This is a genomic window from Aeromonas taiwanensis, from assembly GCF_000820165.1.
Lineage (GTDB): Bacteria > Pseudomonadota > Gammaproteobacteria > Enterobacterales > Aeromonadaceae > Aeromonas > Aeromonas taiwanensis.
This window is the reverse complement of the sequence record NZ_CDDD01000106.1, coordinates 51,328-75,506: the sequence shown is the minus strand read 5'-3', so window position 1 is coordinate 75,506 and position 24,179 is coordinate 51,328. Positions and strand designations below refer to the sequence as shown.

General features: G+C 64.1%; 30 protein-coding genes. 4 read left to right on the top strand and 26 right to left on the bottom strand.

Translation table 11 applies throughout. The annotated features are described in order from the left end of the window. The 11 genes from BN1136_RS19470 to lafA (BN1136_RS19420) form a co-directional block, all read right to left on the bottom strand. Positions 1-386 (bottom strand): hypothetical protein (locus BN1136_RS19470; RefSeq protein WP_043809102.1); only part of this gene is annotated, 386 nt, incomplete at its 3' end. Continuing rightward, on the bottom strand, positions 373-1,320 hold the full coding sequence (gene lafU / locus BN1136_RS19465; RefSeq protein WP_043762758.1) for a lateral flagellar motor protein LafU: 948 nt from the start codon (positions 1,318-1,320) through the stop codon (positions 373-375). The genes lafU and BN1136_RS19470, both read right to left, overlap by 14 nt. Next, positions 1,320-2,177 carry a lateral flagellar motor stator protein LafT gene (gene lafT / locus BN1136_RS19460; RefSeq protein ID WP_043762755.1) on the bottom strand — a complete coding sequence of 286 codons (858 nt, stop codon included), beginning with the start codon at positions 2,175-2,177 and terminating at the stop codon, positions 1,320-1,322. Before lafT ends, lafU begins: the two co-directional genes overlap by 1 nt. 50 nt (positions 2,178-2,227) lie before the next feature. After that, positions 2,228-2,938 (bottom strand): lateral flagellar system RNA polymerase sigma factor LafS, encoded by a 711-nt coding sequence (gene lafS, locus BN1136_RS19455; protein WP_043762753.1) that lies wholly within the window; start codon positions 2,936-2,938, stop codon positions 2,228-2,230. Between the two features lie 3 nt (positions 2,939-2,941). Then, on the bottom strand, positions 2,942-3,400 hold the full coding sequence (lafF, locus tag BN1136_RS19450; protein WP_043763156.1) for a lateral flagellar basal body-associated protein LafF: 459 nt from the start codon (positions 3,398-3,400) through the stop codon (positions 2,942-2,944). A 39-nt stretch (positions 3,401-3,439) separates the two neighbouring features. Next, positions 3,440-4,543, bottom strand: a complete 1,104-nt coding sequence (locus BN1136_RS19445) for a flagellar hook-length control protein FliK (protein ID WP_043762752.1) — start codon at positions 4,541-4,543, stop codon at positions 3,440-3,442. Continuing rightward, a complete protein-coding gene (locus BN1136_RS19440) occupies positions 4,534-4,872 on the bottom strand; it encodes a hypothetical protein (RefSeq protein WP_043762750.1) in 339 nt (112 codons plus the stop codon). The genes BN1136_RS19445 and BN1136_RS19440 overlap by 10 nt, the downstream gene beginning before the upstream one ends. A gap of 120 nt (positions 4,873-4,992) precedes the next feature. Beyond that, positions 4,993-5,385 carry a lateral flagellar export chaperone LafC gene (lafC, locus tag BN1136_RS19435; protein ID WP_043762748.1) on the bottom strand — a complete coding sequence of 131 codons (393 nt, stop codon included), beginning with the start codon at positions 5,383-5,385 and terminating at the stop codon, positions 4,993-4,995. A 39-nt stretch (positions 5,386-5,424) separates the two neighbouring features. Beyond that, positions 5,425-6,708: a lateral flagellar capping protein LafB gene (lafB, locus tag BN1136_RS19430; protein ID WP_043762743.1), complete on the bottom strand. Its 1,284-nt coding sequence runs from the start codon at positions 6,706-6,708 to the stop codon at positions 5,425-5,427. Positions 6,709-6,819: 111 nt separating this feature from the next. Further along, positions 6,820-7,686: a lateral flagellin LafA gene (gene lafA / locus BN1136_RS19425; RefSeq protein WP_043762739.1), complete on the bottom strand. Its 867-nt coding sequence runs from the start codon at positions 7,684-7,686 to the stop codon at positions 6,820-6,822. Between the two features lie 180 nt (positions 7,687-7,866). Continuing rightward, the gene (lafA, locus tag BN1136_RS19420) at positions 7,867-8,730 is read right to left on the bottom strand and encodes a lateral flagellin LafA (RefSeq protein ID WP_043762735.1); all 864 of its coding nucleotides are present in this window, start codon (positions 8,728-8,730) and stop codon (positions 7,867-7,869) included. A gap of 209 nt (positions 8,731-8,939) precedes the next feature. Here lafA (BN1136_RS19420) and fliB point away from each other — a divergent pair, with 209 nt between their 5' ends. After that, on the top strand, positions 8,940-10,103 hold the full coding sequence (gene fliB, locus BN1136_RS19415) for a flagellin lysine-N-methylase (protein ID WP_197068471.1): 1,164 nt from the start codon (positions 8,940-8,942) through the stop codon (positions 10,101-10,103). Between the two features lie 61 nt (positions 10,104-10,164). Here the strand turns inward: fliB and BN1136_RS19410 are convergent, their stop codons facing one another. The 12 genes from BN1136_RS19410 to lfgB form a co-directional block, all read right to left on the bottom strand. Then, positions 10,165-11,166: a hypothetical protein gene (locus BN1136_RS19410; RefSeq protein WP_043762732.1), complete on the bottom strand. Its 1,002-nt coding sequence runs from the start codon at positions 11,164-11,166 to the stop codon at positions 10,165-10,167. A gap of 19 nt (positions 11,167-11,185) precedes the next feature. Further along, entirely contained in the window at positions 11,186-12,085 is a 900-nt protein-coding gene (lfgL, locus tag BN1136_RS19405; protein ID WP_043762728.1) for a lateral flagellar hook-associated protein LfgL, read from the bottom strand. A gap of 144 nt (positions 12,086-12,229) precedes the next feature. Continuing rightward, entirely contained in the window at positions 12,230-13,549 is a 1,320-nt protein-coding gene (gene lfgK / locus BN1136_RS19400) for a lateral flagellar hook-associated protein LfgK (protein WP_043762726.1), read from the bottom strand. Beyond that, on the bottom strand, positions 13,549-13,947 hold the full coding sequence (locus tag BN1136_RS19395) for a rod-binding protein (protein ID WP_043762724.1): 399 nt from the start codon (positions 13,945-13,947) through the stop codon (positions 13,549-13,551). The genes lfgK and BN1136_RS19395 overlap by 1 nt, the downstream gene beginning before the upstream one ends. 8 nt (positions 13,948-13,955) lie before the next feature. Next, positions 13,956-15,062 carry a lateral flagellar basal body P-ring FlgIL gene (fgIL, locus tag BN1136_RS19390; RefSeq protein ID WP_043762722.1) on the bottom strand — a complete coding sequence of 369 codons (1,107 nt, stop codon included), beginning with the start codon at positions 15,060-15,062 and terminating at the stop codon, positions 13,956-13,958. 8 nt (positions 15,063-15,070) lie between these two features. Then, a complete protein-coding gene (gene flgH / locus BN1136_RS19385; RefSeq protein ID WP_043762719.1) occupies positions 15,071-15,742 on the bottom strand; it encodes a flagellar basal body L-ring protein FlgH in 672 nt (223 codons plus the stop codon). Continuing rightward, positions 15,742-16,527: a lateral flagellar basal-body rod protein LfgG gene (gene lfgG / locus BN1136_RS19380; protein WP_043762717.1), complete on the bottom strand. Its 786-nt coding sequence runs from the start codon at positions 16,525-16,527 to the stop codon at positions 15,742-15,744. The genes flgH and lfgG overlap by 1 nt, the downstream gene beginning before the upstream one ends. Positions 16,528-16,614: 87 nt before the next feature. Then, positions 16,615-17,349, bottom strand: a complete 735-nt coding sequence (gene lfgF / locus BN1136_RS19375; protein ID WP_043762715.1) for a lateral flagellar basal-body rod protein LfgF — start codon at positions 17,347-17,349, stop codon at positions 16,615-16,617. A gap of 10 nt (positions 17,350-17,359) precedes the next feature. Next, the gene (flgEL, locus tag BN1136_RS19370; protein ID WP_043762714.1) at positions 17,360-18,553 is read right to left on the bottom strand and encodes a lateral flagellar hook protein FlgEL; all 1,194 of its coding nucleotides are present in this window, start codon (positions 18,551-18,553) and stop codon (positions 17,360-17,362) included. 19 nt (positions 18,554-18,572) lie between these two features. Then, positions 18,573-19,256, bottom strand: coding sequence for a flagellar hook assembly protein FlgD (locus BN1136_RS19365; protein ID WP_043762712.1), 684 nt, complete (start codon positions 19,254-19,256; stop codon positions 18,573-18,575). After that, positions 19,257-19,682, bottom strand: coding sequence for a lateral flagellar basal body rod protein FlgCL (flgCL, locus tag BN1136_RS19360; RefSeq protein ID WP_043762711.1), 426 nt, complete (start codon positions 19,680-19,682; stop codon positions 19,257-19,259). It lies immediately after the preceding gene. 2 nt (positions 19,683-19,684) lie between these two features. Further along, positions 19,685-20,074 (bottom strand): lateral flagellar basal body rod protein LfgB, encoded by a 390-nt coding sequence (gene lfgB / locus BN1136_RS19355; protein ID WP_043762710.1) that lies wholly within the window; start codon positions 20,072-20,074, stop codon positions 19,685-19,687. Positions 20,075-20,135: 61 nt separating this feature from the next. Here lfgB and lfgA point away from each other — a divergent pair, with 61 nt between their 5' ends. The 3 genes from lfgA (at position 20,136) to BN1136_RS19340 (ending at position 21,721) form a co-directional block, all read left to right on the top strand. Further along, positions 20,136-20,927, top strand: coding sequence for a lateral flagellar basal body P-ring formation protein LfgA (gene lfgA, locus BN1136_RS19350; RefSeq protein ID WP_043762709.1), 792 nt, complete (start codon positions 20,136-20,138; stop codon positions 20,925-20,927). A 78-nt stretch (positions 20,928-21,005) separates the two neighbouring features. Further along, positions 21,006-21,281 carry a flagellar biosynthesis anti-sigma factor FlgM gene (gene flgM, locus BN1136_RS19345; protein WP_043762706.1) on the top strand — a complete coding sequence of 92 codons (276 nt, stop codon included), beginning with the start codon at positions 21,006-21,008 and terminating at the stop codon, positions 21,279-21,281. Next, positions 21,278-21,721 (top strand): flagellar protein FlgN, encoded by a 444-nt coding sequence (locus BN1136_RS19340; protein WP_043762703.1) that lies wholly within the window; start codon positions 21,278-21,280, stop codon positions 21,719-21,721. The genes flgM and BN1136_RS19340 overlap by 4 nt, the downstream gene beginning before the upstream one ends. A 4-nt stretch (positions 21,722-21,725) precedes the next feature. Here BN1136_RS19340 and lfiJ read toward each other — a convergent pair whose 3' ends face one another. Genes lfiJ through lfiH form a run of 3 tightly spaced genes read right to left on the bottom strand, consistent with a single transcriptional unit; the run spans position 21,726 to position 24,168 of the window. Continuing rightward, positions 21,726-22,142, bottom strand: coding sequence for a lateral flagellar protein LfiJ (gene lfiJ, locus BN1136_RS19335; RefSeq protein ID WP_043762701.1), 417 nt, complete (start codon positions 22,140-22,142; stop codon positions 21,726-21,728). 9 nt (positions 22,143-22,151) lie between these two features. Next, a complete protein-coding gene (lfiI, locus tag BN1136_RS19330; protein WP_043762700.1) occupies positions 22,152-23,483 on the bottom strand; it encodes a lateral flagellar FliI-like assembly ATPase LfiI in 1,332 nt (443 codons plus the stop codon). Continuing rightward, positions 23,476-24,168, bottom strand: a complete 693-nt coding sequence (gene lfiH, locus BN1136_RS19325) for a lateral flagellar assembly protein FliH (protein ID WP_043762698.1) — start codon at positions 24,166-24,168, stop codon at positions 23,476-23,478. The genes lfiI and lfiH overlap by 8 nt, the downstream gene beginning before the upstream one ends. Positions 24,169-24,179: the final 11 nt, after the last annotated feature.

Here is a 24,179-nt window from a genome sequence, read left to right as displayed (position 1 = left end):
TGGCGCCAGTGGCTGAGCACGGGGGCGAGATCGATGGCCGGATCGGCCCAGCGCGCGCCATAGAAGCTGAGGTACTGGCCGATGGCCCGGCGGTGGGTGATGTGACAAGCCAGCACGATTCGGGGTAGCAGGGACAGGCTGACGGTATCGGGCAGGACGAAGCGGGCGGGGGCCAGAAAACCGACCCCGCCAGGCCCGATGTCCTTGATCACCGCCCGGCCGATGTGCTTGTCGAAGAGCAGACCGGACACCATGAGCCGGGCCGCAATGCCGCAGCTCTGGGACTCCAGGGGCGTGCTGCCGTCGTGCAGATACCAGCGGGGTACCTTGCGCCTGGGATCGTTGAACGGGGTCACGGGGGGCAGATCGGGATCAGGGGTTTCCATGGGCAGTGGCATCCTTGGCTTGCCGGGTGGCGGCTTGGGTTTGGGCGCTGAACAGCTGCTCCAGGCTCTTCTCCGCCTGGGTCGTCATCACCAGCAGCTCGATGCGGCGGTTCTGGCTGCCCCGGGGATCGGCGGTGTTGTCCAGCATGGTGTCCGACATGGCGACCACCTGGCCCACCCGCTCGGGGGGCATGCCGCCGGCAAGCAGGACGCGCCGCGCCATCATGGCGCGATCGGAGGAGAGCTCCCAGTTGCTGTAGTTCTCTCCCGCGAAAGGAGTGCTGTCGGTGTGGCCGGAGATCATGACCCGGTTCTCCACACGCTGGAAGATAGGGGCCAGCGCCATCAGCAAATGGCGGAAGTAGGGACTGATGCGGGCGCTGCCGCGGCTGTACATCTCGCGATCGTCATCATCGCGGATCAGGATGCGAAGCCCCTGGGGCACCAGTTGCAGCTCCAGGTTGTTCCTGGCCTGCATCTGGTCCGCCATGGATCCGATGAAACCGGCCAGCTGCCGCATCTGCATCTCCCCTTCGATCTTGCCCACCAGCAGACTCTCGTAGCTACCCTTGGCGCCGTCGGTGAAGATGCTGCGATCCCGCTCCATGTGTCTGGGCATGCGCTGCCCCTCCTCCACGAACTGGGGGCTCAGCTCCTCCAGCACGGAAGGATTGCCTCCCAGATCCACCGGATAGGGGCTGTTGCGGATGTCGAAGGGGTTTGCCTCGCTGTCCATGATGCTGTAGTCGCGCAGGCGGCTCGCCACCACATCACGCTCTTCCTGGCTGGAGACCGCCAGGATCCAGAGCACCATGAAAAACGCCATCATGGCCAGAGTGAAGTCGGCGAAGGCAACCTTCCACGCTCCTCCCCCCTTGGGACCACTGCTGCGCCGCTGCTGGCGCTTGATGATGATCTGCTCGTGGTTGCGCATCACATGGCCCTGTTGGTCACCCAGTCTTCCAGTTCGAGGAAGCTGGGTTTCACGTCAGGCTCCAGCATCTTGCGGCCCGAGTCGACGGAGAGCAGCGGCGTCTTGCCCCGCAGCTGAGCAATCAGGATCGACTTGATGCACATCAGCATGCCGATGCGGCGCTTGACCATCTCCTCCATGGCGTTGCTGATGGGTTCCAGCAGGCAGTAGCAGAGGAAGATGCCGATGAAGGTGCCGACCAGAGCGGCCGCCACGTGCACACCGATGTTGCTGAGGGGGCCGTCGAGCTGCTGCATGGTGATGATGATCCCCATCACGGCCGCGAGGATCCCGAACCCCGGGCAGGCTTCCCCCGTCTTGTGCAGAGCGTGGGAGGGCTTGAGCATGTCCTCTTCGATGGCCATGATCTCCTGCTCCAGTATGGTGTCCAGCTCATGGGGGGTGATCTTGCCCATGCCCAGCAGACGCAGGTTGTCGATGATGAAACCGAGCAGTTGCGGATCTTCCGACACCTGGGGATACATCAGGAAGACGGAGCTCTGCTGCGGGTTCTCCACGTGTTCGTCCAGCGCCTTCATCCCCTTGTTGCGGGTCTCCTCCAGCAGTTGATGCATCAGGGTCAGCAGCTCGCGATAGATCTCCTTCTCGTCCTTGTTTGACTTGAAGCAAAGCTTCATCTGGCGCCACATCTCATGCATCACCTCCTTGGAGTTGCCGAGGAACATGGAGCCGACGGCGGCACCAATGATGATGATGAGTTCGGCAGGCTGCCACAGGGCGATGGGGCGCCCCCCGGCCATCATGAACCCGCCGATCACACAAACGAAAATGACACCAAGACCAATCTGTTTTTGCATGGATGCTCCCGCAGAAATCACGAAGACTCCCCCCGCGGGGAGAGGCACTACTAAATGGAGTCGACCAAACGCTGCTTGAGCTGAAGGACGCACTGCTTGTGGAGCTGACATACCCGCGACTCGGTCAGTCCGAGCACCAGGGCGATCTCCTTCATGTTCAATTCCTGCTGGTAATAGAGGGAGAGCAGCAACTGCTCACGCTTGTCCAGGGTGCCGAGCACCTTGCTGAGGGTCATGGCCAGATCCTGATCGTCGGACTCCGACGCCGGCGCCCTGCCGCCGTTCTCCAGCCACTCCTCCAGACTCTGCAGCGCCTCGGCCTGGCTGGCATAGGCGAGCTGGCGCACCTCCTCGACGGAGCAATCCAGCGCCTGCGCCAGCTCCTGCTCGGTCGGATTGCGCCCCAACCGGTTGAACAGCTCCCGCTGCACCTGATTGTGGCCGTGCACCTGCTGGCGAAGCTGGCGGGGACGCCAGTCGAGGCGCCGCAACTCATCCAGCATGGCGCCCCGCACCCGCTTGAACGCATAACTCTCGAACTGGGCATCCGGTTCGCTGCCGTAACGGCGCCAGGCCTCCAGCAGACCCATCATGCCGACCTGCTCCATGTCCTCCTGATCGAAGCAGGCACTCACCTGGCTGCGCAGATGGGCAGCCGCCCGCTTCACCAGGGGCAGGTAGCGGCTCAGGATCGCCTGCTCGCCGGTACGGGGCGCGCAGGCGGCCAGATCACAGGGGGTATCCCAGCCGGTGTCCATCATGCGCTACTGCACCAGCACCTTGGTGACCAGCACTTCGTCCAGATAGGGCTTGTAGCCATAGCCTTCCAGGGTCGCCACCAGCTTGCCCAGGAGAGAGGTCTGCAGGGCAGAGATGTTCTGCAACTCCTGCTTCACCGCTTCATGGGAGCGATGGCTGAAATATTGCACCATGGCATTGCGGATCAGGGGGGTCAGCTCGTTGAGCGTCTCCAGCTGCTGGGGGTTGTGCGTCACCAGCGCCAGCTCCAGCACCAGATAGTGGGGTTCTCTGTCCCCCTCCAAGCTGATGACGAAGCGCTCCATCGGCTTGAACAACGGTGTCTTGCTCAGCTCGGGCTTGGCCTCCGCCAGGCCCAGCCAGACGGCCACCTTATCCCGCTTGAGATAGGCGCCATAGGCCAGCGCCGCCAGCAGGCACAGTGCCATCACCATCACCATCATCCACTTCATGACACGCCGCATCATTTGAAATCACTCTCGCTTTAGCCAGATTGTTAAATGTCACACCAGGGTATTGAGCCAGTCCTGACCAGCGCCGCTCGATGCTTCCCGTTCTTCCTGCCACTGCCGCCGGCCGGCCAGGATCTTGTCCTGCTGCCAGCGATCTCCCCGTTCCTGCTCGCCCCCCTGCCCCACGTTCACCTCGACACCGCCGGCATGGTGAGGGGCAAGGCTCATGCGCAGCCGCTCCATTGACTGGATCAGGGCATCGCGTACCGCCGGGTTGGTCACGTTGAGCTGCACGTTAAGCCGATCGCCCTCGACCCTGACCGTCAGTTCGAGGCGACCCAGCTCGGGGGGATCGAGCCGGATATGGGCCTGCTTGATGCTCTGGTTCACCTGCAGCTCGACCCTGTCCTTGAGCACATCCACCAGCTGCTGACCCCACTGGGCCTGACTGTCTGCCAGGCGGGCCGGCGCCCACTGGTACTCTGCCGTCCTGGCCAGGGCAGGCTGCGTCGGCAACCCCGCCATGACTTTGGGATCCATGGCGGCGAGCTCCCGATCCGGCGCGGCCTCACCGGGCAAGGGGGGCAGACCGGCGATGGTCGGGAGTGCTGGCCGCTCCCCCTGTCCGGTCGGCTGGGAAAGCCGCAGGGCGAGTTCCGTGGCCAACAGGGGAGACACCTCCTTGCGGCCCGGGGCACTCATCACCGATGCCGCCGGCAGCCGGTCCCCTTCCAGGCGTTCGAGGCGGGTGAGCGCCCGCAGCGCCGGCGAGACGGGCTCGGCCCGTGTGCTCTCCTCTGTGGCAGGGGGGGCGGGCTCCACCAACGGACGGGCGAGGGAAAGGCGCACACCCTCTTCCGGGCGGACAAAGGGCGGCGGCATATGGGTAAAGGCGGCAAGCTGCTCGGCGACAACGGGCGCCGACTCGGGGCTTGCCTCAGCACTCCCCTCAGCCTTCTCCTCGGTGCTGGCCTTGGTAGCCGTCTCGTCGTCGTTCTCGCCTGCGGGAAGCAGCGGAGTCACGGAGGCCAAGGCGTCCTGCGGGAGATCGAGCGGCTGGAACGCTTCCCCCTGCCCATCGGGCTGGCGGGAAAGACGGGTGAAACCAGTGGAGGGAGGCAGGGCGTCGGTGCCAAGGAAGGGGATCATGCCCATGTCTGCGCCTCGTCATAGGCCTGCAGCCCTTCCCGCTTGAGGGAGAGGGACTCCCACTCCTGCTTGCGCAGGGCGGTTTCCTGCTGGCAGAGCGCGAAGGCCTCCTGATGCCATTGGCGTACCTGATCCCGGGCCGGCATCAGAGTTTGCCAGAGGGCAGGTTGCTGGCGCAGGAGTTCGACGAGCCGGGCCAGGCGATGGTCCGCCAGGCGCACCGCCTCCCACTGCCCGGCGCGGGCCTGCTGTAAAATCAGACGCCCCAGCCCCAGCAGCTGGCTCTGGCGACTCTCGCGTTCCGTACCGGACGGCACGGCCCCTGTCATGGACATGATGATGGCCCCAAGTTAAGACGACCCTGCCAGCAAGCAAGGAGCAGGCCAGATATATAGAACTTAAATATCAATACGTTAGTCACTTTTCCTGGCATGTGAGGAAGAGGAACTTCCGCATCAGCGGGGATGGCGGGCCATCGCTTCCCAGCCCTCTTTCAACTCCAGCAGGATGCGGCGCACTTCGGCAAAGCCCGCCACGTCGTTCGCCACGCTGATCTCGAACAGGCGCTGGCCGCAGTAGTCATAGAGGCGGTGCAGGTTGTTGGCGAGCTCCCCGCCCTTGTCCATGTCGAGGGCGCTGTCGAGGCCTCCCAGGATCTGCAGGCACTTGTTGATGGACTGACCCTTGCGCTCATACTGCCTGGCCAGGATGTGACCCTCGGCCCGCGCGATCTCGTCGAGCAGGCCATCCATCAGCATCAGCACCAGCTGGTGCGGGTCGGCGCTCGCCGCCTTGGCCTGGGTGGCGGCGAACTGGTAGGCGTCATAGCCTTCTTGGGGTTCAAACATGAAAAACTCGCTTATTCAAGGTGTTACTGGCTAGCCGTCTCACAGGGCGCCCATGGTCTGCATCATCTGATTCATGGTGGTGAACTGATTGAGGTAGCGCTTATACGCGGAATCCATGCGCCGATCCAGCGCCTCCATCCGTTCGTTGACCCGCTTCTCGTTCGCCTCCAGACCAGTCTTGCGTCCCTTGAGCGCACCGTCCCGCTTGGTATAGGGGTCCAGGGCGTTGCCCATCCGCTTGAGCAGACCGTCGTCCCCCATCAGTGCCTTGCCGAGCAGCTCGGGATCCTTCTCCAGCGCCTTGTTGAAGTCGGTCTCGTTGAAGGAGAGTTTGCCTGTCTTGTCGGTCTTGATCCCGAGGCTCCCCAGGGTCAGATCGTTGGGAAGGTCCCGCACGCTGCGGGCGATCAGGCTCTTGAGACTGCGCACCCCGCTGTCGGAGGAGAGCGCCCCAGGCGCCTTGGGATCGCTGGAGGTCATCTTGGCCAGCTCGTCCACCAGCTCGTTGTAGCTGTCGACGAACTTCTTGAGGGAGCCGGTGACCGCCTCCTTGTCCTGATCCACCGTCACCAGCAGCGGTGCATCCCCCGCCTTCTGCGCCTTGGTCAGCTGGAAGGTCAGGCCATCCACCACGTTCTCTATCTTGTTGCTGGACGAGGTGATGGTGAGAGGGTTGTCGCCCCCCATCTGCAGCCTGGCGTCCTGCGCCTGGGTGATGTCGGTCTTGCCGGCCACGGCCACCCCGAGGGCATTGGCCGCATCGCCGCTGTAATTGAGGGTGATGGCGTTCTCCACCCCGCTCTCCTTGCTGGTCAGCACCATGCTGACCTTGCCGTCGGTACGCACCAGGGTCGCCTTCACCCCGGGGTTGTCCTTGGCATTGTTGATCTGGGAGACCAGATCTTTTGCGGTGGCGCCAGCCGGCAGGGTCGCCAGATCGATGTCGAGGGTCTTGCCCTTGACGGTCAGGGAGAGCACGCCGTCTGCGGGCAGCGGCGCCGTGTCGCTGTCGAGCTGAAGGCCGACCTGATGGGACTGGGCGAGCTGCTCCACGAAGAAGTTGTACTGGCCCGAGCTGGCCTTGCCATTGCTCGTTACCGTCATGATCCCGTCCTGGGACATGGTCGCCTTCTGCGCCTGCAGGCTGCTTGCCTTGTTCAGATCCTTGAGCAGAGTCTGGAAGCTCGACAGCTTGGTGGTGAGGGTACTGATGGCGCTCTGCTGTGCCTTGACGCTGTCCAGCTGTGTCTTCAGCAGCTTGTCCATGTTCTGGCGCTCGGCGGCTACCAGCTGCATCGCCATGCTGGCCGGATCTATTTGCATCTCTCTCCCCTTGTTCGGTGGCATGCCTGTTGGAAAAGACCGCTCCGATCCTTTCCAACCGGCAGGCGGTTGTCAGACAAGGGCCGCCCCTCGGCGCGGCCCGGCAACTCATCAACGCAGCAGGGAGGTCACCATGCCGGTCATCTGGTTGGAGTTGGACAGCACGGACATGCCAGCCTGCATCAGCATCTGGTTCTTGGTCATGTTGGTGCTCTCCTGGGCAAAGTCGGCATCCATGATGCGGCCGTTCGCCATGTCGGTGTTCTCTTTCATGTTGGAGAGGTTGTTGACGGTGTGCTCCAGGCGGTTGATGTTGGCACCGAACTGGGAACGGGCGGTACCGATAGCATCCAGGGCGTCTTCCATCTTGGTGATCTGCGCATTGAAGTCAGTGGACGCCAGAGCAGTCGCTGCCACGTCGGCGGCGGCCAGGTCGGTGGTCGCCGTGGTGATGGCCGTGTTGACGGCCTTGACGTTGGTGTCGGCCTTGACGTCCAGCTTCTCGGCGGCGGTGCCCCCGATCTGGAAGGTCACGGTACCGGCTTCGAACTTGCCACCGGCACCGATCAGCGCCTCACCACCAAAACGGGTGTTGTCGCTGATGTTCTTCAGCTCTGCGGTCAGCTCCTTCATTTCGGTGCCGATGGCCAGACGGTCTTCCGCGCTCGCGGTGCCGTTGGCGCCCTGGGTGGCCAGATCCTTCATGCGCTGAACGATGTTGGTCATCTCGTCCATGGCCCCTTCGGCGGTCTGCATCATGGAGACGGCGTCCTGGGCGTTGCGCATGCCAACCTTCTGGCCGTTGGACTGGGCTTGCAGACGGGTAGCCATCTGCAAACCAGCCGCGTCGTCGGCGGCGGAGTTGATGCGAAGACCGGTACCCAGACGCTGCATGGCGGTGCCCAGCATCTTGTTGGTGTTGTTGAGCTGGTTCTGAGTGGTCAGAGAGGCGAAATTGGTGTGGATGGACAAACCCATGGTTCTGCTCCTAGAAAAAGGCTGCTACCGCAGCGGATAACCGTACGAAGAGGAGAAGCGACCGGGATGGGACAGGACTTGAATGGCGAGCGAAAAATGTGATGAAAAAGACGAAGAAAGGCTGACAGGGAAACTGCGAGGGGAAGAGGGCACCCATCACCGGGATGGGTGCCGCCAGCATTAACGCAGCAGGGAAGTCACCATGCCGGTCATCTGGTTGGAGTTGGACAGCACGGACATGCCAGCCTGCATCAGCATCTGGTTCTTGGTCATGTTGGTGGTCTCCTGGGCGAAATCGGCATCCATGATGCGACCGTTCGCCATGTCGGTGTTTTCCTTCATGTTGGAGAGGTTGTTGACGGTGTGCTCCAGACGGTTGATGTTGGCACCGAAGGAGGAACGGGCGCTGCCGATGTCTTTCAGGAAGGTTTCCATCTCGGTGATGGCGGCGGAGGCCTTGGTCTGGTCACCGATGCCGGCCTTCAGAGCCGCGCCATCCAGACCGGAGCCACCGGTGGAACCGGTGATCTTCTTCAGGTCGGTGGAGATGTCCACGCTCAGGGTCTCGGCGGCAGAGCCACCGATCTGGAACTTGACCGCGCCCTTCTCGAAGTTGCCGGCACCCTTCTTCAGCAGGGACTGGCCACCGAAGGTGGTGTTGTCGGTGATGTTGGTCAGTTCCTTGGCCAGCTCGCCGAATTCGGCGTTCAGGGCGGTGTAGTCCTCGGTGCTGGTGGTGCCGTTGGCTGCCTGGGTGGAAAGGTCCTTCATGCGCTGAACGATGTTGGTCATCTCGTCCAGGGCGCCTTCACCGGTCTGCATCATGGAGATGGCATCCTGGGCGTTGCGCATGCCGACCTTCTGGCCGTTGGACTGGGCCTGCAGGCGGGTAGCCATCTGCAGACCGGCCGCGTCGTCGGCGGCGGAGTTGATGCGAAGACCGGTGCCCAGACGCTGCATGGCGGTGCCCAGCATCTTGTTGGTGGTGTTCAGCTGGTTCTGGGTGGTCAGGGAGGCAAAGTTGGTATGGATGGACAAGCCCATGATGTATTCCTCGAGTTAAACGCTGCACTGCAGCCCGTTAGGTTGACACCTGATAGAGACGACCCCTTTGCCGCAAAAATGTAGTCACGCCCTCGCATATTTTTAACTCCCTCCCCCTCCCTGCGATCCCGGACGTCGTGGTTCAGAACCGCAATCTTCCGGCATGCTTATTGCTTTTAAAATGCCACCTCTCACTACCGGATGGCGACATGGCTGCCTCGCTCTACACACCCCATTTCGTTCAACAGTTCCAGTGCATCGGCGATCGCTGCGAGGACAACTGCTGCCACAGCTGGACCATCAGCATCGACAAGCAGACCTTCCGCAACTACGAGCGCCACCCCGACCCCACAGTCAAGTCCCTGAGCAAGCTGCACATCATCAAGGTGAGGCAGAGCAACGAGCGCTGGGGGGAAATCAAACTCGACGAGCAGGGAGCCTGTCCCTTCCTCGATGAGAAGCGACTGTGCCAGATCCACAGCAAGGCGGGCCCGGACGCCCTGAGCCAGACCTGCAAGACCTACCCCAGGGCCCAGACCCGGATCGGCAACCAGCTCAAGAAGTCCCTGATGCTCTCCTGCCCACAAGTGTGCCGGCAACTGCTGCTGGATCCCATGGCGATGCAGACCGAGGTGACCGAGCTGGCCCAGCCTCTGCCTTTCACCCCGCCCCCCACCACCGCCATGGCTACCCTGCACAGCCTGAGCATTCACGTGCTGGCCGCCACCGACCTTCCGGCCGAGTTGCGGCTGTGGCTCATCGGCATGCTGATCCACCGGGATCCTGCGCAGCTCTCCCACGAGGCCTTCCTCGATCAGGTGGCCGTGCTGGCCGAACGGGGCGAGCTACACGCCATGTTCGACCAGTTGCCCGCCCTGCCCCGGTTGCAGTGGTGGGGCCTCAGAACCATGACCCACCAGTTGCTGGCCTACTCCCAGGGACGACGGGGACGCCAGACCATGCAGCGCTGCCTCGACAAGATCAATGTGGTGCTGGAGGGGGTCTACGATGAGGGCAAGATCGCAGGGCTGCAGCAGGTCTGGCAGGACAGGGTCGCCCCCTTCCTGGCCGAGCACCCCCAGATCATGGACAACTACCTGCTCTACTACGTCTATCACCACAACTTCCCGCTGCTGCAAGGGGACAGGTTCCAGGCCTATCAGTTGCTGGTGATCGACTACTTCCTGCTGCGCAACTACCTCTGCCTGCTGGCCATGGACAAGGCGCTGGAAGAGCAGGACGTCGTCAACCTCTTCTACAGCTATCACACCATACGCCAGCACAACGCAAGCTTTCTCAAGACCATAGAGCAGGGGCTCAGCGACTCCGGCTTCGCGTCGGATATCTCCCTGTACGCCCTGCTCAAGCCCTGAAAAACAGGAAACCGCCAGCGGGCTGCATGGCGGTTTCCTGTTGTGATGGGGTGTCCCGACCCTAGGTCAGCAGCGCCACCACGTTCTGGCGCGATACATTGGCCTGGGCCAGCAGACCGGACATGGTCCCCATGAAGCCCCCCTCCTTGAGCTGCAGGCTGAGCTTGCCCTGCAACTGGGCCAGCTCCTCCTGCTGCAGGTTCTGGCTGCGCGACTTCACCCGGTCGAGCTGCTTCACCATTCTCTGGCGGAACTGTTTCAGCTCGCGCACCGACTGTTCGATCTCCCCTAGCAGCCGCTTCAGGCGCTGCTGCTCCTGCTTGATCTCTCCCCTGTCGAGCCCCTCGCCGAGCTGGCTCAGCTGCCCGGCCCTTTGCTTGAACTGCACCGGCACCGGGTTGCCTGCCGGGATGCGAATGCCCTCCCCGCTCAGCAGCACGGGCTCGTCCAGCTTGCGCCTGTGCTGATCCGGCACGCTCAGCTCCAGCTTGCCCAGCTCGTTCAGGCGCGCCTGGATATGCTCCTTGCGCAGCGCGCGATCCAGGCGGGAGGCCGCCTCCGCTTCACTGGCATCGGCAGGCAGCAGCACCTCGACGGCGCTGCTGGTCTGGGGGAAGGAGAAGACGAGACGCTCGGCACTCGACTTGGGGCTCAGCAGATCGAGCCGCTCCGCGCCGTAGTGCACCCGGCTGTCCGCAGCCGACGCCAGCAGACGGGGCCTGAGCTCGCTCGTCAGCGGTGCCTGAGGCTGGGTCAGCTTCTCTTCCAGCACCTTGAGGCGGGAGACCAGATCCCCGCTCGCCGCCTTCTGCTGGCCGAGCTGCTGCTCGAGGCGCTTGAGTTCCCCCCACACCTGGCTCAGGGCCTGCTCGCTCCCCTGGGCATGGGCGATGCGCTGCTGCGCCGTGCCGATCAGGGCCCAGCGATCCAGACGGATGACATTGGGCTGGCGTTCATTGCGCGGAGTCTGGGGAGAAGTAGCCTGGGCAGTCGAACGACCTTGCAGCCTGGGCTGGGCCGGGGTCTCGGCCACACCACCCGGGCGGGTTTGTTGAATCTGCATCCTGGCTCCTTAGACAGACTTAGGGCATGTAGTTGAACAGGCTCAGGCCATTGACCTTGGCAAAGGCCTGCTGCTGCACCTGCAGGGCCATCAGCACGTGGGCCTGCTGGGTCACGGCCCCCGCGTAGTCGAGGGACTCTATCTGATTGCTCACTTCCTTGCTATAGGTGCTCTTCTCGGCGTGCCCTTCGTCCACCTGATCCAGCAGGTTGATCCGCGCCCCTATGGTACTGACCATCTGGCTGATGTCATCCTGCAGGGTCTTGCTGCGATCCAGCATGGCTCTGGCCTGATCGGCCGCATCCGGGGCGCCGGCATCGAAGGCCGCCACCATGTCGTCCAGTTGCTTGAAGAAATCCCCGTTCTGGATGAATAGGGTGTCGGCGGTCTGGTTGAGGGAGACCGTCACTCCCCGGGCAATCTCCACCTCACGCACCAGGGCATCCCCCTGGTAGAGATAGCCGCCACCCGGCGCCTGGACGATGGGGGTCTTGTCCACCTGGCTGCCGCTGAACAGGCTGGAGCCGTTCTCGTTGCGGGCGTTGGCCAGATCCAGCAGCCCCTCCTTGATGATGGCCGCTTCGCTGGACACCGCACGGCGATCGTCCTCGGAGAGGGAGCCGTTGGCGGCAGTCTGGGTCAGCTCCCGCAACCGGCTCAACATGTTGGTCATGGTCTCGAGCTGCAGCTCCCCCTGGGAGAGCTGGCTCTTGGCGTTGGCGATGTTCTTCTGGTACTGGGCCATCGCCGCCTGCTCCTTCTTCAGACCGAGCAGCTGCACGCTGCCGACCGGATCGTCCGAGGGTTGCAGGATCCGCTTGTTGGACGCGATCTGGCGGTCCAGCCTGGCGTATTCGCCGAAGCCCCGTTGCAGGTTGTCGAGCATGCTGAGCTGGATTTGATTGGTGCTGATTCTCATGCCGCCCTCGTCAGAACATGTTCAGGATGGAGTTGAAGAGTTGGATTTGACTGGTGCTGATCCTCATATCGCCCTCGTCAGAACATGTTCAGGATGGAATTGAAGAGTTGGATTTGACTGGTGCTGATCCTCATATCGCCCTCGTCAGAACATGTTCAAGATGGAATTGAAGAGTTGATCCGAGGTGCTGATCACCTTGGCATTGGCCTGGTACGCCTTGGTGTAGGCCATGATTTTGACCCCTTCCTCGTCGGTATTGACCCCGCTGACGCTGCTGAGCTTGGTGGCGAGCTGCTTCTCCATGTTGGCGTCCGCCTCCATGGTCGCCTTGGCCTGGCCGCTCTGCACCGCCATCTTGCCGAGCAGGGCGCTGTAGGCATCGTACTGGCTGTCCTTGATGGTCAGCAGCTCCTGCAGGTTGCGGTTGTCGCCGCTGCCGCCCCCCGCCTTGGCGAAAGCGAGATGATCCCCGGTGAAGCCGTCGGCCACCTTGAGGGTGCCTGACGGATTGAGGGGATCGTAACTGAACAGGGGTTTGCCCGGATCGCCGTTCAAATCGACGCCCCCCGCCTGCTTGGCGTTGAAGTCGTCCGCCAGCTTCTTCGCGATCTGGTTCAGCTCGTCGCGCAGGGGGCGCAGCACTGTGGTGCGATACTCCAGCACCCCGGCCAGGGTGCCCCCCTGCAGCTTGGGCACCTCGAAGGACTGCGGCCCGAAGCTCAGGCTCAGGGTATCCCCGGCCAGGGAGAGGGTGCTGCTACTGCCCGCCAGCACCAGGGGCTGGCCCTGGGGCAGACTCAGGGAGAAGGAGCCGTCGCTCTGGCGGTTGACCCTCACCTCCATGAAGGTGGAAAGCTCACGCACTATCTGCTCGCGGCTGTCTTCCAGCGCCGAGGTGTTGACCCCCTTGGAGGCCTGCTCGCCGATCTGGGTATTGAGCTCCGCCACCTGCTTGAGATAGCTGTTGACCTGGGTGATGGTGCTGCCGAGCTGATCGTCGATCTGTTTCTCCTGGGTCAGCAGGCTCTCGTTCAGCTGGCCGAACCGGTTGGCAAGGGCTCCGGCAGAGCTGACGATCTGGCTGCGCTGGGCCGGCGTCTCCGGGCTGTCGAGGGCGGCGCTGAGGGAGGCGAAGAAGCTGTCCAGCCCCTTGGTGATGTTCATCGCCTCGCTGCCGAGCAGCTGCTCCGTGGTGTTGATGTACTGATGGAACGCATAGGAGGCGCCGGTCGAGGAGCGGCTGCGCCAGTGCTGGGACACCAGGTAGTCATCGGTGATCCTGCGAACCCCCGTCACCTCGACCCCCATGCCGTTGTCCAGCCGGCCAAAGCCTGACAGGCTGCCCATGGTGGCTTCCTGGCGGCTGTAACCGACGGTGTTGACGTTGGCGATATTCTGGGCGGTGACGTTCAGCGCGATCTGCGCAGCGTTGAGTCCGCTAAAACCGATATTGAGCAGCGACATCAGTCAACTTTCCTCATTTTTGCCGAATTCAGAGGCTGACTGAAGGCAGCCAGGGTCTGGGGTTCTGAAGCGACCACAGGCTCGGCATTCTTTAATGTGGGGGCCAGTTGATTGACCATCTGCTCCTTGAGCCCCATGCCACCGCGCTTGACCAGGCTCATCGCGAGCTGGCTGTCGTACATATCGCGGTAGAGCGACTCCCCCTTGATGATCCTCTCCTCGTCATCCTGCAGGGCGTCGGAGGCCGAACGCATGTGCTTGAGCACCGTCTGCAGGAAACTCACCTCGAACTGGCCAGCCGCCGCCTCCAGGGCCGCGCGCTGATCCGGGTTGCTCTTTATCTGCTGCAGTTCGTTGAGATCCTGGTAGAAACCGGGCTCGGAGGTAATTCTGGTCATAGAGATCCTTAGATGACCACCAGCTCGCCTTCGAGGGCGCCCGCCTCGTCGAGGGCTTGCAGGATGGCCATGACATCGTCCGGGGTCGCCCCCAGGGAATTCACTGCCTTGACGATCACCTCCAGGGAGGTGCCATCCGGCCAGACAAACATGTTGTTGCGCTCCCGGTCAACCTGGATCTGGGAGTTCGGCGTCGTGGTGGTCCGCCCGTTGGAGAAGGCGTTGGGCTGGCTCACCGTCTGGCTCTCGCCGATCGTCACCGTCAGGCTGCCGTGGCTGACTGCCGCCTTGTGCACCTTGACCCCCTGCCCCATGACGACGGTGCCGGTGCGGCTGTTGAAGACGACGCGCGGCCGCTCCTTGCCCATGTCCACCTGGATGTCCTGCAGCAGGGCCATGAAGGAGATGCGCTGACTCTCGTCGCGCGGCGCCGCGATCTGGATGCGACCGGCGCTGACTGCCTTGGCCACGGGCCCGAGCTGGCGGTTGATCTCCCGCTCCACGTTGCGGGCCGTCTTGAAGTTCGGCTGATGGAGGTTGAGGGTGACTTCCGGCTTGTCCGAGAAGTTGCTGGCCGCCTCCCGCTCTATGATGGCCCCGTTCGGAATGATGCCCGCCGTCGGCACGTTGATGGTGACGGACGAACCGGACTGCCCCTCGGCCTTGACCCCGGCCACCACCAGGTTGCCCTGGGCGACCGCATAGACCTCACCGTCGATACCGCGCAGGGGGGTGAGCAGCAGGGAGCCGCCCCGCAGGCTCTTGGCGTCGCCGATGGAGGTCACGGTCACGTCCACCAGCTGCCCCTTGCCGGCCAGGACGGGCAGGGTCGCCTGTACCGAGACGGCGGCCACGTTCTTGAGCTTGGGGTCGATGTCATCGGGCAGCTGCACGCCAAACTGCTTGAGCATGTTGGTCATGGACTGGCCGGTGAACTTGACCTGGCTGCGATCCCCGGTGCCGGAGAGACCGACCACCAGGCCATAGCCCACCAGCTGGTTGGTGCGCATCCCCTGCACGTCGGCGATGTCCAGCAGGGCCCGCTTGGCGGGGGTGGCGGCCCCGGCCACGCCCGAGAGGGCGAGGCAGAGCAAGGCGATATACCATCTGTTCATCGGGGTCCTCACAGGGGGGCGAAGGCGGAGCTGAAGAAGCGTGCCAGCCAGCCCATCTGGTTGCTGTCGGCGAGGGCACCGCGCCCCGCATAGGTGATGCGGGCGTCGGCGATGCGCTGGGAGGAGATGCGGTTGCTCTGATCGATGTCCTCGACCCGCACCATGCCCCCCAGCCGGATGTACTCATCCCCCTGGTTGAGGCGGATCCACTTCTCACCGCGGATCCCCAGCACCCCGTTCGGCATCACCTCGGCCACGGTGACCGTGATGGCCCCCGCCAGGGTGTTCTGCTGGCTGGAGGTGGCCCCGCCGTCGAAGTCCCGATCCGCACTGACCGAGGCGCCCCAGTCGGGCCGCGACACGCCACCGATGGAGGGGGCCGGCACATTGATGCTGCTGGCCTTGTTCATGCTGGTGTTGGCCTTCTTGCTGGACTGGGTGCGCTCCTCCAGCATCACGGTCAGGATGTCGCCGACCCGATAGGCGCGGCGATCCTGAAACAGGGTCATCATGTAGTCGTTACGGTAGAGGCTGCCATCCTCCCCCACTCCCGCCTTCGTCAGCTCGGAGCGGGAGGGGGCCCACTTCTCGTCACCGGGTTCCGGGGCCTGCAACTCATAGGTGGAGCAGCCCCCCAGCAGCAGGCAGAGCACGACACAGCGCCACATCGACCTCATCATCACAGCGCCTGGGTCACGAACTTGAGCATCTGATCGGCGGAGGAAACCACCTTGGCGTTCATCTCGTAGGCGCGCTGGGTGGTGATCATGTCCACCATCTCCTCCACCACGTTGACGTTGGAGCTCTCCAGGGTGAACTGCTTGATGGCCCCCATGGCCTCCTCACCCGGCACCCCTTCGATGGCTTCGCCGGAGGCACCGGTGGCACGGTAGAGGTTGCCCCCCAGGGCTTCCAGGCCAGCCGGGTTGGAGAAGTTGGTCAGGGTGATACGACCCAGCTCCACGTTCTCCTGCTGTCCCGGCAGGGTGGCGCTCACGGTGCCGTCCGTGCCGATGGAGATCTTGGTGGCGTTGTCCGGGATCTGGATCTGCGGCAGCATGGGCAAGCCGTCGGCGTTGACCAGCAGCCCCTCCGCATTGCGGTGCCACTGGCCGTTGCGGGTGTAGGCGGTCTCGCCATCCGGGCGCTCGACGCCGAAGAAGCCGGCACCGACCACCGCCATGTCCAGCTCCTGATTGGTGTTCTGGAACTGGCCGGGGGTGAACACCTTCTGGGTACCGACCACCCGCACACCATTACCCATCTGGATGCCGATGGGGGACAGGTTCTGCTGATCCTGCTGGGCACCGGGCTGGCGCTGGACCTGATAGAACAGGTCTTCGAACGCCACCCGATCGCGCTTGAAGCCGACCGTGTTGACGTTGGCCAGGTTGTTGGAAATGCTGGCCATCTTGGCATCCTGTGCCGACAGACCCGTCTTGCTCACCCAAAGCGCTGCATGCATCTTCGTCTCTCCACCATCTCATGGGAGGGCGCCTGGCGCCCTCATCAATCTCTTGCAGGCCGGTCACACCGGCCCTGCGTGATTCTGTCAGCCCTGGCCGGAAATCAGCCTGGCTCCCTGTCTCGCCTGCTCGTCCGCCGTCTTCATCAGCTTGACCTGCAGCTCGAAGTTGCGGGTCAGGGACATGCTGCCGATCAGCTCGTCCACCGCATTGACGTTGGCCCCCTCGAGGAAGCCGGACGCCAGCACCACCTGCTCGCTGATCTCCGCATCCCCGCCCTGGCGCTGACGGAACAGGCCGTCCGCCCCCTTGACCAGCTCGGCCGGCTCCGGATTGACCAGCTTGAGCCGGCCCACGTCCAGGCGGGCGCCGCCCCCCGGCGGGGTGATGCTGAGGGAGCCATCCTTGCCAAAACTCAGATCCCGGTAGGCGGGCAGCACCATCTCGCCCCCATCCCCGAGCACGGGGCGACCGTTGAGGGTGAGCAGCCCTTCGCCGTCCACCTCCAGGTTGCCGGCGCGGGTGTAGGCCTCCTTGCCATCGGCGGTCTGCACAGTGAGAAAACCGTCGCCGCGAATCGCCACATCCAGCGTGCGGCCGGTCTGCATCAGGGCACCGGCCCGAAAATCGGTGCCCGCCTGCTCCTCCCGGGCCATGACCCGGCTCTGGTAGCCGTCACCGGTCAGGGCGTAGGCGGAGGCTCGCTCGAAGTCGGCTCGAAAACCGGCGGTATTGACGTTCGCCAGGTTGTTCGCCCGGATCTGCTGGGCCATCAGGGTGTGTTGCGCCCCCGACATGGCGGTATAGATAAGCTTTTCCACGCATCACGCCTTAGAAGGAGTTGAAGAGCACCTGGGTCATCTTGTCCGCCGAGCTGATGGTCTTGGCGTTCGCCTGGTAGTTGCGCTGGGAGGTCATCAGGCTGACCAGCTCCCCGGTCAGATCCACGTTGGAGGCCTCGTAGGCCCCCGCCGTCAGGCCGCCGAGCGTCCCGGTGCCCGGCGCCCCCAGCACGGGCTGACCCGAACTGAACGACTGCTGCCAGGTGGTATTGTTGGCCTGCACCAGGCCGTTGGGGTTGGTGAAGCTCGCCATCACCACCTGGCCCTGGAGCAGGCTCTGGCCGTTGGTGAAGGTGGCGTAAACACCGCCGTCCGCATCCACCCGGACCCCGGTCAGATCCCCGGCGGTATAGCCGTTGGACTGGTTGCGGGTCGCGTTGAAGTCGGAGGCATACTGGCTGACCTTGGCCAGATCCGCCGTGAGGGCGATGGGATCGGCCCCCGCCGGTGCCAGGTTCAGCACCGGAGGCGTGGTCGGGGACTGCAGGGTGCCGTTGGTATTGAATACCATGGTCACCGGGGTGCCGGTCTGTGTGCCGTTGAAGGCGTAGTTGACCTGCCAGGTGTTCTCCCCGGTCTTCACGAAGTATTGGGTGAGGGTGTGCTCGACCCCGAGGGAGTCATAGACCTTGCTGGACTGGGAGTAGCTGAAGCTGTCGGCCTTGGCGGGATCGAAGGGGTTGACCGCCTGGTCGATGACACTGGCGTCTGCCTTGAGGTTCGCCACGAACTCCAGGGTGTCGGAAGGCTTGGCCGCCAGGCTGCCCGCCTTGACCTGGATGTCGCCCACCACGCCGGACTGCAGCTCTCCCGCCTCGTTGGTGACGTAACCCTGCAGACGGGTGCCGCTGGCGGTGGTCAGGTAGTTGCTGGCATCCCGCTGGAACATGCCGGCCCGGGTATAGGAGGTCTGGCCGTTGTCATCCTTGAGGACGAAGAAGCCGTTGCCCGAGATGGCCAGATCCAGCCCGCGACCGGTACGGGTCACGTCGCCGTTGCGATCGAAGTTCTGGGAGACGTTGTTCATCTCCACGCCGCCCGCCTGGCCACCACCGTAGATGGCGGCAAATTCGGCACGGCTGGACTTGAAGCCGGCGGTGCTGGCGTTGGCCACGTTGTTGCTGATAACGCTCAATTCCTGGTTGACGGCGCGCAGGCCGCTCAGTCCGATACTAAAAGACACAGTTTCGCTCCTTTTCTGGTTACGCCGACTTGCCAAACTGGACGGCGCTGAACAGGGGAACATCCCCGACGCCCGCCACTTGCAGCATGATTTCGCCCGTGCCCGGCAGGCTGACGCGCTCCACCCGGCTGGCCACATAGTTCTTGCTGGTGGTGGTCACCCCCGCGAGGGAAGCCTTCACCTCGAAGCTGTACTCACCGGCCGGCAGGGTCGGCAACTCGTAATCCAGCGCCCCCGCCTTGCTCTCGCCCCAGCTCTTGGTCGCGACCAGGGTGCCGTGCTTGTCATAGACCTTCAGCTCGACCGCATCGGCCGCGCCGGCCAGCTCCACCTGACCGCGGATGGCGCCCTCTTTCTGCTGATCCAGGGTCTGGCTCGGCACCATCACCTCCTTGTCGATGAGGTCAGTGCTCTGCAGCACCTGCTGGGTGTCCATCATGTTGATGGACTTCTGCTGCAGCACCTTGAGCCCCTCGACCCCCTCCACCATGCTGAACTGCGCCAGCTGGGTGACGTACTGGGCGCCATCCAGCGGGTTGGTGGGGTCCTGGTTCTGGATCTGGGCCACCATCATCTGCAGGAATTCGTTGCGCAGCTGGACCCCCTGGCCATCGGTGGTGCCGTTGGCGGCGATCTCCGGAGTGGCCGAGTACTGGCTGGTGCTGCGGGCGGTATCCAGACCGCTGACTTGTGGCAGGCTCATTTATGCCCCCTGGCCGAGACGCAGCAGCCCCTGCTGCATGCTGTTGATGCGGTTGATCACCTCCACCGAGGTCTCGAAGCCCCGGGAGGCGCTCATCATGTCCGCCATCTCCTCCACCGCGTTGACGTTGGAGTAGTAGACAAAGCCATCACCGTCGGCCAGGGGGTTGGTCGGCTCCAGACGCTTCTCGACCTGGCGATCCGACTGCACTATGCCGGCGATCTGCACCTGGGCGGCTCCCAGCCCTTCGGCCTCCTGCACCCGCTGATACAGGGTGGAGAAAACGGGCTTGATGGCGCGGAACGCGGCCTCCTCGCTGCCGGCGGCGCTGTCGACGTTGGCCAGGTTGGAGGCGACAGTGTCGAGGCGGACGGTCTGCGCCCGCATGGCGCTGCCGGCGATGTCATAGATTCGGTTGAACGACATGATTAACGGCCCTCGATCGCCTTGGCGATCCCGGTGATTTTCATATTCAGGAAGGTGAGGCTGGTCTGGAAGTCGGTGGCATTGCTGGCAAACTTGCTCTGCTCCACGCTCAGTTCGGCGGTGTTGCCGTCCATGGAGACCTGGTAGGGAATGCGGTAGAGGGGATGCTGCATGTCGTTGTCCATGGCGCCCTGGCTGATGGCACTGCCCGGCTCCCCTGCTGCCACCTGTCCGGCGACACGGCCGAGGATCGCCTTGTAATCCACATCCCGCGCCAGATAGCCTGGGGTATCCACATTGGCCAGATTCCCTGCCAGAATACGGGCCCTGTCCGCCCGCACATCCAGGGCATAGGGATGGACGCCAAGCGCGCTGTCAAATGAGATACTCATGCTTCATCCTTCTTGTGAACCAGTCAGACCGGTGCATCCTTTATCAAGACTCATGCCAATCATGAAAACCCGTGATTTCCGCTGGTCAGGCCATCGCCCATGGCGGACGGGACGGACAAAAGGGGAAGCAATGTTTCCCATATGGAAGCGGGCAGCCCTGTTCGTCCTGCTGATCCTGGCGCTGCCCCTGCGGGCCGAACCGCCCCCCCTGGCGCAGCGGCTGAGCGATGGCCTGACGGCGGATGCAACGGCGGCCCTCGACGACTACCTGCACCGGCAGGGCTGGCCGCAGACCCAAGCCGACTATCAGGTCTGGCTCTCCCCCGCCGTGGCCCACCTGCCCGACTGCCGGCAGGCGGTGCGCTATCAGGCCGGGGGGCAATATCGCCAGCCCTGGGGGCGGCGCCCCTATCTGGTGGAGTGTACCGAGCCGGCCTGGCAGCTTCGGGCTCGGGTGGAGGTGACCCTGATGCTGCCGGTCTGGGTGACGGCCAGGGAGATCCAGAAGGGACAGTCCATAGGACCCGGGGATCTGGTCGAGAAGTCTGTCGAGGTCAGCCGGCTGCAACGGGGCTTCGTCCCCAGTACCCACCCCCTGGTGGGCAGCAAGAGCACCCGCCAGCTCAGGATGGGGCAGCTTATCGGTGAACTCGACCTGCAGCAGGCCTGGGCGGTCCGGGCAGGGGAAGGGGTATTGATCCGGGCGGGGCAACCGGGTTTTTCCGCCACCACCCGGGGCAAGGCGCTGACGAATGGCGCCATCGGCGAGGGGATCCGGGTCAGAAACCTCGGCTCGGGCAAGGAGATCCAGGCCTGGGTGATCGACAAGGGAGAGGTCGAAACCCGTTTTTAGCCCACAAAAGGCGAGTTTGATTCAAGTTCGGCCGCCTTCGGGTCGCCTGTCAGAGATAGACCATCAGGAATTGACGTTATGAAGATCACACGCACCGACCCTCTCTACGTTCAACCCCAGCCGCAGCGCAAGGCGGATGCCGCCCCCGCCGCTCAGCCAAGGGCCACCGCTCAGGGGGACGCCAGGATCAGCGCCACGGCACAGACCATCAATCAGGCGAGGAGCGAATTGGCCTCCACCCCGGATGTGGACATGGAGAAGGTGAACCGGATCCGCCAGGCCATCAGCGAAGGCCGGCTCGAGCTGGACATGGATGCCCTGAGCCAGGCCATCCTGGACATGCACCGCCGATGACCATGGCCCCCAAGCTGAGGGTCAGGCAGTTGATCACCGGCATCCAGCAGGACTGCGGCCGCTATACCGAGCTGCAACAGCTGCTGCTCGCCCAGTACCGCCTGCTGGCCAGCCACGATGTGGACGGGCTGACGAAGCACAACTATCAGCAGACACGGGTGATGAGCGAGATCCAGCAGCAGGTCCAGCAACGCTGCCAGCATCTGCGGGCCCTGGGTTTCAAGCCCGACGAACAGGGCATGGCAACCCTTATTGGCAAGCTGCCCTCCCCCCTGCAACAGCAGGTTGGCGAACAGTGGCGGCGGCTCGAGCAACTGCTGCTCCAGTGCCGGCGCCAGAACGAGCAGAATGGCCGTCTGCTGGCCGGTCAGATCGAGACGATCAACACCCTGCTGGGCCAGGAGTCCGCCTACGGCCGGCAGGAACACTTCCCCGACTGAACCCTCACTTCCCCTGCAGGGCGCGATGACGCTGAGTAGCGAGCTCGTCCAGCTGACGCTGCTCCCCAGACTCCCGGCGCTGGCGTGCCGCCAGGGCCCGCTTTTCCAGCAGCAGCTCCAGCCCCTTCACCCGGCCAAACTGCTTGATCAACTGCCCCTCGTGGTGAACCAGATCCTGGCTGGCCAGGACACTCTGTTGCTGCTGGTGCGCCAGCAGGTGGCGAAGCTGTCCCTGCATCTGCTGCTTGTTCTGCCACAACAGAGGGTGGAAGGTTGCCGAGCCCGGCTGCATCGTCTCGATGACCTCCTGCAGCTTCCGGGCCCTGTGCTCCTCCCGCAGCGCCACCTCGCGCAGGCGCTGGCGCTCCTTGCCCATGGCGTCCAGGGCATCCTGTTGCAGGCCGAGATAGGATTTCAGCACCCCGCCTCCTTAGGCCCTGCCGAGCACTTGTTTCAACCCGGCCATCACCTGGATGATGGGGGTCTCCTCCTGCAGGCCCTGCTGCAGGAAACTGGCGATGGCGGGGTAGCGCTGGACCGCCTCATCCATCTGGGGATCGGCCCCCGGCTGGTAGCCTCCCAGGGGCAGCAGTTCGCGCACCTGCTGATAGCGTCCCCACAGCTGGCGCAGGCTCACCGCCAACCCCTGCCATTCGGGAGAGACCACCTGAGGCATCACCCGGCTCACGGAGGCGCCGATGTCGATGGCCGGGTAGTGCCCCTCCTCCGCCAGACGCCGTGTCAGGACGATGTGACCGTCGAGGATGGCCCTGGCGGCATCCACCACGGGATCCTGCTGATCATCCCCTTCCGCCAGCACGGTGTAGAAGGCGCTCAGGCTGCCGTCGGGATGGGTGCCGTTGCCCGCCCGCTCCACCAGCTGGGTCAGCATGCTGAACACCGACGGCGGATAGCCACGGGTCGCGGGTGGCTCGCCGATGGCGAGTGCGATCTCCCGCTGGGCCTGGGCGTAGCGGGTCAAGGAGTCCATCAGCAGCAGCACGTCCTGCCCCTGCTCGCGGAAATACTCGGCGATGCGGTGGCACAGCTGGGCGGCCCGCAGTCGCATCAGGGGGGACTGGTCCGCCGGGGCCGCGATGACCACGGCGCGGGCCAACCCCTCGGCCCCCAGGCTGTGCTCGATGAACTCGCGCACCTCCCGGCCCCGCTCCCCGATGAGGCCCACTACCACTATCTGGGCGCTGGTATTGCGGGTCATCATCCCGAGCAGCATGCTCTTGCCCACCCCGGAGCCGGCAAACAGCCCCAGGCGCTGGCCCTTGCCCACCGTCAGCAGGCCGTTGATGGCGCGGATGCCCACGTCGAGCGGTTCGCGCACCGGCGTGCGCAGCAGGGGATTGGGAGAGGTGGAGAACAGGGGAACCCGCTCCCCTTCCTCTTTCAGGGGGCGGCCATCCAGGGGTTGCAGCAGGCCATCCAGGACCCGGCCAAGCAGATGACCGCCGACCCGGATGGTCTCCTCCCCATCGACGGGCAGGACCCGGGCACCGGCATAGAGACCGCTCATTGGCTGGAGCGGCATCAGGTAGGAGATGTCACGGTTGAAGCCGACCACCTCGGCCAGCAGGGCGGTCCCGGTGGCCGTCTCCACCTCGCAGCGCTGCCCCATCACCAGCTGGCAGCCCACCACTTCCAGGGTCAGCCCGGTGACGCGCACCAGCCGCCCGTAACGGCGAAAGCCCGGCACCTCGTCCAGGCTGTCGAGGGCCGAGGTCAGTGCCTGCTGCAGGGCCTCATGCATCCTGTGCCAGATCCAGGGTCTGGTTGAGCTGCTCGATGCAGCGCTCGAGGCGCTCCCCCGTGTTGATCTCGATCACCGCGGCCCGGGTCTCGATGCGGGCGTCGCCGACCGCCAGCGCCGGGTCCACCTGCAGCGGCCACTTCTCGCAGCGGGTCACCCCCTGCTCGGCCAACCGCTGCCTGTCCCCCTCGTTGAGGTAGATGACCAGCTCCTCCGACTCGCTCGGCAGGCTGGCCATGGCCTGCTCCACCTGGTGGAGCACCTGCTGGGGATTGAGGGTGAATTCGGCCTGGATCACCCGCTTGGCCACCTGGGCCACCAGCTGGGCGACCAGCTCCTTCTGCTCCAGCATCCGGGCCCGGGTCAGGGACTCCCACTGCTGTTGCAGCTTGGCAAAAGGCACCATGGACTCATCGAAGGCGGCCCGCCCCTCGGTCAGCCCCTGGGCCAGACCACGCACCTGTCCCTGCTGCAACCCCTTGGCCTCTCCCTCGATGAGACCGCTGGTCAGCCCCTGCTGGTAGCCGGACTGGTAACCTTCCGCCTGGCCCTGCTCCAGCCCCTGCTGATAGCCGTATTCGAACTCTTCCTGCTGGCTCCTGGCCTCTTCCCCGCTCTGTCCCAGCGACGGGAAACGGTAGAGACGGGTAGCCCCGGCCGCCAGTTTGCGAACGTGCTGACTCATGCCTGACTCCT